Here is an 8,317-nt window from a genome sequence, read left to right on the forward strand (position 1 = left end):
CGACCCGCCTCCACGCCGCCATCGCGGTGCAGGGCGCCGATCTCGAGACGCGCCTCGACGCCGCCGGGACCCGCGCCGGCGACCTGATGGCGGCCCGCTCCGAGGACGCGGCCCGGACGCTCGAGACCGCCTTCGCGGATCTCGGCCGCTCGTTCGAGAGCGGCGCCGGCGAAGCGGTCGGATCGCTGCGCGGCTCGGTCGAGGGGCTCAAGGCCGAGCTCGACGCCAGCACCGCCGAGACCGTGGAGGCGATCCGCCGCAACGTCGCCGAGACGGCGGCGGCGCTCGGCAGCGGCGGCGCCGAGGCGGGCGAGGCCCTGCGCCGTGCCGCCGCCGGCACGACGGGCGAGCTGGAGACCCGCACCGTCGAGGTCGTCGAGATCTTCGAGCGGCGGCTCGCCGCCTTCGCGGGCGAGCTCACCGCCCGCGCGGACGCCGCCGCCGAGGCGCTGCGGGCCAGCGCGGAGGGTGCGCACGGCGCGACCGCCGCCCGCACGGCCGAGCTCACCGCGGCTGTCGCCGCCAGCATCGAGGCGCTGCGCGGCATCTCGCAGGAGGTCGGCGACACGATCGAGGCGCGCGCCACCGGCACCCTGCGCCGGCTCGGCGAGGCCGAGGCCCGCACCGGCCAGGCCTTCGGCGGCCAGGCCGACGCCGCCGTTGCGGCGCTGCGCGCCGCCATGGAGCGTCTGGAAGCCGAGATGGCGGCTCGCACCGAGGCCGCCACCGGCACCCTCGCGCGGACCGCCGAGCAGGTCGGCGGCGAGCTGGCCGACCGCCTCCAGGCGATCGAGACCGCGCTCGGCAACCACGGCCGCGGCGTGGTCGATCTGCTCTCCAGCCACGCCGAGGAGACCCACAACCGCATCGCGGGGACCGGGCGCGACATCGTGCTGGCGGTGGCCACGCAGGGCGCGCGCATCGCCGACACCCTGAGCCAGAGCGGCGCCACCTTCGCGGAGACCGCGGACGGCCGCGTGCGGGCGATCGAGGAGACGCTGGGCAACCGCCTCGCCGCCCTGCAGGAGACCATCGCCAAGGGCGACATCCTGGCCGACCGGATCGGCCGCGACACCGCGGGCTTCGGCGAGACCGTCGGCACCCGGCTCGCCGAGATCGACCGGATCGTCACCGTCGCGGGTCCCGCGCTCGCCGACCGCATCGCCGAGCGGACCCGCGACGCCCAGGCCGCCGTCGACACGCATCTGGCAGCCCTCGAGGAGCGCACCGCCAAGCGCTCGGGCGAGATCGGCGAGACCTTCGCCAACCTCGTCAACCACATCGACGGGCATCTGGGCGCGCGCGCCACGGCGCTCAACGAGGCGCTGATCGTGCGCACCGGCGAGATGGCACGCATCATGGCGGAGGGCGGGCGCGACCTCGTGCAGACCCTCGACGGACGCATGGGCAGCCTCGCCGACGAGGTGTCGGAGCGCAGCGGCCGGGTCGGCGCGATGCTCTCCGCCCGGGCCGAGGAGATCGCGGGCCGGCTGGAGCGCCAGACCGCCGAACTCGCCCGTCAGCTCGAGGAGGGGGCCGGCCGTTTCGACACGGGCGTGCTGGGTCGCCTGGAGGCGATCGGTGCGGCGCTGGAGGAGCGCGGCCGCCTGCTCGACGAGCGCTTCGGCGCCCAGGCCTTCGAGGCGATCCGCCTGATCGAGAGCCGCACGGGCGCGGTGGACGAGAACCTCTCGGCCCGCACCCGCGAGCTGGTCGCGCTGATCGAGAGCCGTACCGGCGGCATCGACGCCGCGCTCGCCGAGCGCGTCTCGGGCCTGATGCAGGCGCTGACCGAGCGCACCGAGAGCGCCGACGCCGCCATGGCGGGGCGGGTGCGCGAGCTCGCCGCCCTGGTCGACGAGCGCACCCGCGCTGCCGACGCGGACCTCGCCGCCCGCACGGAGGCCGTGCGTGCGGCCTTCTCCGACGCCGCCGAGCAGCTCGCGCGCCTCGTCGACGAGCGCGTCGCCGCGATGGCGGGCGAGCTCGACGAGAAGGGCCGCACCGTGTTCGGTGCGGTCGGCAGCCGCATCACGGAGCTCGGACGCCTGTTCGACGGCGGCGGCGCCGCGCTCGCGAGCCTGATCGACCAGCGCGGCGAGAGCGTGCTCGCCCGCCTGCAGCAGACCATCGCGGATGCCGAGCGCATGCTGGAGGACGGCGAGGGCCGCCTCGGGCGGACGCTCACGACGCGCACCTCCGATATCAGCAGCCTGCTCGACGAGGGCGTGCGCACGGTGCACGACCTGCTCGACGACCGCACCGGTCAGATCCGCGGGCTGCTCGGCGAGCACGCCGCCAGCGTGGCGCAGAGCTTCGACGGCCAGATCGGACCGCTGCGCGAGGCTCTCGACAACCGCGGCCGCGAGGTCGTCACCACCATCGAGGCGTCGGTGGGTGGCGCCGCCGCGGCGCTGGAGGCCCGCACCCGCGATCTCGCCGCCCTGTTCGAGCAGCGCCTGGGCGACCTGGAAACCCTGGTGGACGGCCGCGGCGAGCAGCTCGGCCAGTCGATGGAGGCCCGGACCCGCTACCTGGAGACCCTGTTCGAGCGGGCGCACGCCGCCCTCGATACCACCGTCGGCGAGCACAGCCGCACCCTGTTCGGCTCGGTCGATGACCGGATGCAGGCCATGCGCGCCCTGCTGGAGGAGGCACCCGCCGCCATCGCGGGCCTGCTGGAGACCCGCGAGCGCGAGCTCGCCCGGAGCCTGGAGCAGCGCATGGAGCGCCTTCACGCCCTGTTCGAGGACGCGCGCGGCGCCCTCGACAGCGCGCTCGCCGACCAGGGCACGCGCCTCGCCGGCACGGTCGAGAGCCGCGTCCAGGCATTGCGGTCGCTGGTGGAGGAGGCGCCCGCCGCCATCGCCGGCCTTCTGGAGACGCGCGAGCGCGAGTTGAGCCAGAGCCTCGACCGGCGCGCCGAGCGCCTGCAGGGTCTGTTCGCGGAGGCGCGCGGCGCCCTCGACGCCACCGTCGAGCGCCAGGGCGAGCACTTCGCCGGGGCGATCGACGAGCGGATCCATGCCCTGCGGAGCCTCGTGGACGAGGCCCCCGCGGCGATCGCCGGCCTGCTGGATGCCCGCGAGCGCGAGCTTGGGCAGAGTCTCGACCGGCGCGCCGAGCGCCTGCGCGCCCTCTTCGAGGAGGCGCGCGGGGCCCTCGATGCCGCGACGGATCGCCAGGGCGAGCACTTCGCCGGAGCGATCGAGGAACGCGTCCACGCCCTGCGCAGCCTCGTGGACGAGGCGCCCGCCGCCATCGCGGGCCTGCTCGACATCCGCGAGCGCGAACTCGGCGAGAGCCTCGACCGGCGCACCGAGCGTCTGCAGGGGCTGCTGGAGGATGCGCGCAGCGCCCTCGACGCCGCCGTCGAGCAGCAGGGCGCACGCATCGCCGGCACGGTCGATGCCCGCATCCAGTCACTGCGCAGCCTGCTGGACGAGGCGCACGCCTCCCTCGGCGCGCTGGTGGAGGGTCATGGCAGCCGCCTGACCGGCGCGGTCGATACCCGGGTCCAGACCCTGCGGGCGGTCCTCGAGGAGGCCCCCGCGGCCATCGCGGGCCTCATGGAGAGCCGCGAGCGCCAGATGGTGCAGAGCCTGGAGGCCCGCACCGACCGCCTGAGCGGCCTGTTCGATCAGGCGCGCGCCGCGCTCGACACCGCGGCGCAGGACCACGGCGACCGCCTCGCCGCCGAGATCGAGGGCCGGATCGGCGCCCTGCGCGGCCTGCTGCTGGAGGCGCCCGCCGCCATCGCGGGTCTCGTCGAGGCGCAGGAGCGCCAGGCCGCCGCGAGCGTTGAGGAGCGCACCCGGAGCCTGCGTGCCCTGTTCGAGGAGGCTCATGCCGGCCTCAACGCGATCGTCGAGGGGCGCGGCCGCGCCCTTGCCGAGACGGTCGATGCCCGGGTCGATGCCCTGCGCACCCTGTTCGAGGAGGCGCGCGGCACCATCGAGGGCCTGCTCGACGGACGGGCCCTCAACCTCGCGGACGCGGTCGAGACCCGCGTGCGTGCGCTCACCGAGGCCTTCGACGCGCGGCTCAACGACCTCGACACCCTGGTCGAGGGCCGCACCGAGGCCCTGGTTCGCCACGTGGACGAGCGCGGCACGGCGCTCACCGAGGCGGTCGATGCCCGCAGCGAGGCCTTCACCAGCCGCATCGACAGCCGCATGAAGCTGTTCGCGACGCTGGTGGCCGCCCGCGGCGACGCGCTCGCCACGGCCTTCGACGACCGTCACGACGCCTTCGCGAGCCTCGTGGACGAGCGCATGGCGAGCCTCGTCGCGGCCCTGGACGAGCGGGCGCAGCGCCACGCCGACCTCGCCGAGGCGCACACGGCGGCGCTCGCCGCCGCCCTGGACGAGCGCAACGCCGCGGTCGCCAAGCTGATGGACGAGCGCGCCGGACAGATGTCGATGGGCTTCGAGCGGCGGGCCGACGCGCTCGGCAAGCTGGTCGATGCCCGCGGCGAAGCCCTGTCCCGCCGCCTCGCCGAGAGCGCCGAATCCCTCGTGCGCGCCATCGAGGAGAAGGGCGGCGCCCTCATCACCAGCGTGGACGAGCGCGGCGGCGCGGTCGAGTCCGCGATGGGGCACCACGTCGAGCGCCTGCGCGCCACGATCGACGGGCCGGTGCTGCAACTCGCCGACGCGCTGGGCGAGCGCGGCGCCGCGATCGAGCGGGCGCTCGCCGAGAGCGGCGCGCCGCTGATCGAGGCGCTGCAGGCCCGCACGGAGGCGCTGGCCGCGCAGTCGCGGGAATCGGCCCGCCTCCTGCGCGAGGCGGTCGAGGACGGCGCCGCGCGAGCCATCGAGAATCTCGGCCAGACCAACGAGCGCCTGCGCCGCGACCTCGGCGGCGTGCTCGTGCGCATCGACTCGGCCAACGAGGCCCTGCGCGACCTCCTGGGCAACGCGGGCGAGAACCTCGGCGCGATCGAGCAGGGGCTTGCCGGCCGCATCGCCCAGATCCAGGAGGCCCTGGCGGAGGTCGCCCGGCAGACGGGCCAGGCCGGCGACGGCGTCGCCGCCCAGGTGAGCGCCCTCCAGGCCGTGGCCGAGGGCGCCTTGCGCGAGGCCGCCGGCCTCGCCGAGGCCCTCGACGGGCGCGGCCGCGCGCTCGGCGCGATCACCCGCGGCCACGTCGCGGACCTCGATCGGTCGGCGGGCGCGCTCGTGGCCATCGAGGAGCGGCTGGCCGCCGCCCTCCACGGCCGGGAGGGCGCCGTCGAGGCCGCGCTCGCCGGTATGGAGGAGCGTTCGGAGGTGCTCGAGGCCCGGACCCGCGCCTTCGCGGACGGGATCGAGCGCAGCCTGACCTCCGCCGAGGAGCGGGCGCGCACGGTGGGCGAGAGCCTCGCCCGTTCGGCCCAGGCCGCGGGCGACGCCGTCACGGAGGCCTTCGCGGGCCTCGGCACGGGGGCGGGTGCGGAGGGCGAGAAGACCGCGCAGGCGGTGCGTGCCGCCCTCGACGCCGCGGCCCGCGACATCCGCGCGGGCTTCGAGGCCGCGCAGGGCCGCTTCGGCGAGTCGCTGACGGCGCTGCGCGAGATGGCCGCACAGATCCGGGGCGAGCTGGAGGAGACCCGTGCCGACCTCGCCAAGGGCGTGCTGGAACTCCCGCGGGAGACCCAGGACGCGGCGGGCGAGATGCGCCGCGTCGTCTCCGACCAGATCAAGGCTCTCAACGAGCTCTCGGCCCTGGTCGCCAAGTCGAGCCGCGCCGTCGATGCCGCCCAACCCGCGGCGCGGCCGGCGGTCCCCGTTGCGGAGCCGCGCCGCGAGGCCGAGGCGGCCGCTCGGCCGCAGCCGGCGCCGCGCCCGGCAGCCTCCCTGCCGGCCGCGACGGCGCCCGCGCCGGCGACCGCTCCGGCCCAGGCCGCGGCGCCGCGCACGGGCGCCAACGCGGCGGCGGGACGCCCTGCGACGGCGGCGGCGACCCGCCCCGCGACCGTCAAGCCGGCCGGTCGCCCGGCAGCGGGCGACAAGAGCGGCTGGCTCTCGGACCTGCTGACCCGCGCCTCGCTCGACGAGGACGAGCCGGCCGCCCGCGCGCCCGTCGCCGCGGGCGAGCCGAACCGGACGCTGGAGAGCATCTCCAACGACATCGCCCGGACGATCGAGCACCGCACGGCGGTCGATCTCTGGGAGCGCTACCGGCGCGGCGAACCCAACCTGTTCGACCCGCGCATCTACACGGCGCAGGGCCGTCAGACCTTCGCGGACGTGCAGCGCCGCTACCGGTCCGACGCGGAGTTCCGCCGCACGGTCGATCGCTACGTCGGCGAGTTCGAGCGCCTGCTCGGCGACGTGATGAAGAACGATCCGGACACGCGCCGGGCCGACGCCTACCTCACCTCGGAGACCGGCAAGGTCTACACCCTGCTGGCCCACGCGAGCGGACGCTTCGAGGGGGCTTGAAGCGATTCGCGCTGTGCGGGGGGGCGGGCCGGCAGGCCCGCCCCCTTCTCATCTTCGTATAGGCAGTCTTCAGAGGAGCCCGAGGCCGACAAGTTCCCGGCGCAGGGCCTCGGGCATCTCGGCGAGGTCGCCCGCCGCCGCCGCATCGAGGTCGGCGGGGGCGTCGGCCGCCGCGAGGTAGCGCCAGCCCTGGAACGGACGGCAGGGCCGCGGAGCGACCGGCACCAGCGGCTCGCCGAGGACGAGGCGGCAGCGCGGCACGCCGTCCGCGCCGGTCACGGGCTCGATCGCCGTCACCGGCTGGCGGCAGCACAGCGTCCCCTTGATCACCCAGTAGATCGAGCCGCGCCCGACGATCTCGGCGCGGCGCGAGGGGACCATGCGGGTGACGTGGAACGGGGCCGGCGCGCGTCCCGCGAGCGCGGCCTCCCGGAGGCGCTGCGCCTGCCAGGCGGCGAGGTCGGCGATCGAGGTCGTGCCGACGCTGAGCTTGAGCAGGTGGAGGGCGGGCTGGGCGATGGGCTTGGTCACGGGGCTGAGACGATCGGGGGCTCGGACCGGGCGTGCTACCCGGGCCAAGCCCCATAGACCGATCCGCGCGCGGCGGCGACCGCGACGCGTCGTCCGCTCAGGAGAACAGCGCCAGCTTCTCCTCGATGCTGAGGAGGTCGATGTCGTCGAGGCTGGTGGCCTCTTCCTTGCGGGCTTCGGCCTGCGCCGGGGCCTCCGCCTCGAGGGCTGTCGGCAGGGTCAGGGCTTCGATCTCTTCGAGCTCACCCTCGGACGCGAACACATCGGCCGGCTCGGGCGTCTCGAGGATCGACTCTTCGAGCGCCGTGAGGGAATCGGCGATGTCGAAGCTCGGGGCAACGTCCGCCTCGATCTCCGTCACGGTGATCTCGGCCACCTCGAGGTCGGCCTCGGCGGTCTCCGCCTGCGCGATCTCGGCGGTCTCCGACACGGCCGCGACGACCGGTTCGCGGGCGGCGAACGCGATCGCGTCGGCCGCCGGCTCCGCGTCCATGACGTCCGCGGGAAACGCCTCGGTGGAGTCCGGCGCCTGCACGAAGGCGAGGTCGTCGTCCAGGGCGGTGGCGCCGAGCAGCGGCGAGACCGGGATGGCCGGCCCCTCGGCGTCGATGAAGCGGTCCACGTCGCTCTGGCAGAGGTCGGCGGCGACCTCCGCCCGCTCCGGCGCCTGCGGGACGCGCTCGCCCTCCGCATCCCAGATCGCGATCATCGAGGCGAGCCGATCCTCGAGGTAGCGCAGGGTGTGGACGATGCGCCCCGTGCGTTGCGCCGTCAGGTCCTGGAACGAGCAGGCCGTGTAGATCTGGGTGGCGTGCCGGTCGAGCCGGTCGCAGAATTCCGGCTCGACGCCGCGCTCGCGCAGAAGCCAGGCCGCCTCCTGCATCTGCTCGGTCGCGCCGAGGATGTCGGAGGTCGCACGCTCGGTGGTGCGCACGATCGCGTCGAGCGCCTCGGAGGCCGAGCCGAGGCGGGTCTGGTCCTGGCCGGGCGCGCTGATCGCGGCGATCTCGGCCTTGGTCCGGCTGATCGCGTTGGCCATGTCGAGCAGGTTGCCGCGCAGGTGCGCGAGGTCGTCGGGCGGGCGCTGCGCGGTCACGGCGCTCTCCAGCCGCGCAATCGCGTCGAGCAGAGTGCCGGTGTCGGGCCCGCGGTTGCGCCGGGCGTGCTCGTCGAGGAACCAGCGCCCGCGCTCGCTCTCGGCCATGGCCCGGGCGATCACCTCGTAGGCATCGGGCTCGTAGGGCGTCAGCGACTGGTATCCGGACATGAACGCGTCCTCGCACGGGAGCCCGGCGCGGCGGGAGCGGCCGCGGCGAACCCCGCACATTTGACAGAGTGGGTTTAACGCGCGCTTACGAACC

The 8,317-nt window shown here is 75.5% G+C and carries 3 protein-coding genes; 1 reads left to right on the forward strand and 2 read right to left on the reverse strand.

The genetic code is table 11. The features are described 5' to 3' along the window. The first annotated feature begins 26 nt into the window (after positions 1-26). On the forward strand, positions 27-6,425 hold the full coding sequence (locus AX737_RS14120) for a hypothetical protein (RefSeq protein WP_210173133.1): 6,399 nt from the start codon (positions 27-29) through the stop codon (positions 6,423-6,425). Between the two features lie 69 nt (positions 6,426-6,494). Here the strand turns inward: AX737_RS14120 and AX737_RS14125 are convergent, their stop codons facing one another. Then, positions 6,495-6,956, reverse strand: coding sequence for a DUF1489 domain-containing protein (locus AX737_RS14125; protein ID WP_238230549.1), 462 nt, complete (start codon positions 6,954-6,956; stop codon positions 6,495-6,497). Positions 6,957-7,053: 97 nt separating this feature from the next. After that, positions 7,054-8,223, reverse strand: coding sequence for a hypothetical protein (locus AX737_RS14130; RefSeq protein WP_066922313.1), 1,170 nt, complete (start codon positions 8,221-8,223; stop codon positions 7,054-7,056). Between the last annotated feature and the right edge of the window lie 94 nt (positions 8,224-8,317).

This window comes from Methylobacterium sp. CCH5-D2 (assembly GCF_001556475.1).
Lineage (GTDB): Bacteria > Pseudomonadota > Alphaproteobacteria > Rhizobiales > Beijerinckiaceae > Methylobacterium > Methylobacterium hispanicum.

Coding starts and splice junctions, on each gene's coding strand:
- AX737_RS14130 (WP_066922313.1), bottom strand. CDS start 8,223: ATGTCCGGATACCAGTCGCTGACGCCCTACGAGCCCGATGCCTACGAG.